Origin of the sequence: Alcanivorax sp. HI0007 (assembly GCF_001635525.1) — a bacterium.
GTDB lineage: Bacteria > Pseudomonadota > Gammaproteobacteria > Pseudomonadales > Alcanivoracaceae > Alcanivorax.
The window spans coordinates 1-504 of record NZ_LWEJ01000221.1; the positions used below are offsets into that span (position 1 = coordinate 1).

General features: G+C 60.5%; 1 protein-coding gene. It reads left to right on the forward strand.

The window, feature by feature from the left end:
- Positions 1–62 precede the first annotated feature (62 nt).
- On the forward strand, positions 63–504 hold a 442-nt coding region (locus A3714_RS11140; protein ID WP_231867855.1), incomplete at its 3' end, for an SDR family NAD(P)-dependent oxidoreductase.

The window sequence follows — 504 nt, forward strand, 5'->3', positions numbered from 1 at the left end:
ACGCCGGCGTCGGCCTCGGTGGCCCAATCGGCGAGGTGTCACTTGAAGATTGGCACTGGTGCATGAACGTCAATCTATGGGGAGTTATTCACGGCTGCCATTATTTTGCCCCTCAGCTTCGCGATCTGGGCTATGGAGGCATCATCAATGTGGCCTCTGCTGCCGCATTCGGGTCCGCCCCGGAAATGGCCGCCTACAACGTCACCAAGGCAGGGGTACTGGCCCTGTCCGAAACGCTGTCTGCTGAACTGACCGGAACCGGCGTAAAAATCACGGCCCTGTGCCCAACCGTGGTCCCGACCAATATCGTCGAGAATGGGCGCCTGCCTGAACGTCGCCGTGACTTTGCCCGTTCAGCGATGACCCGCTATGCCCTCACCAACGCCGACCAGGTGGCCCGACAGACCCTCAGTGCCCTTGATCGAGGTGAGCTTTACATGCTGCCACAAATTGACGGCCGGCTTGCCTGGCGGTTGAAACGCCTGACGCCACGACTATACGCCC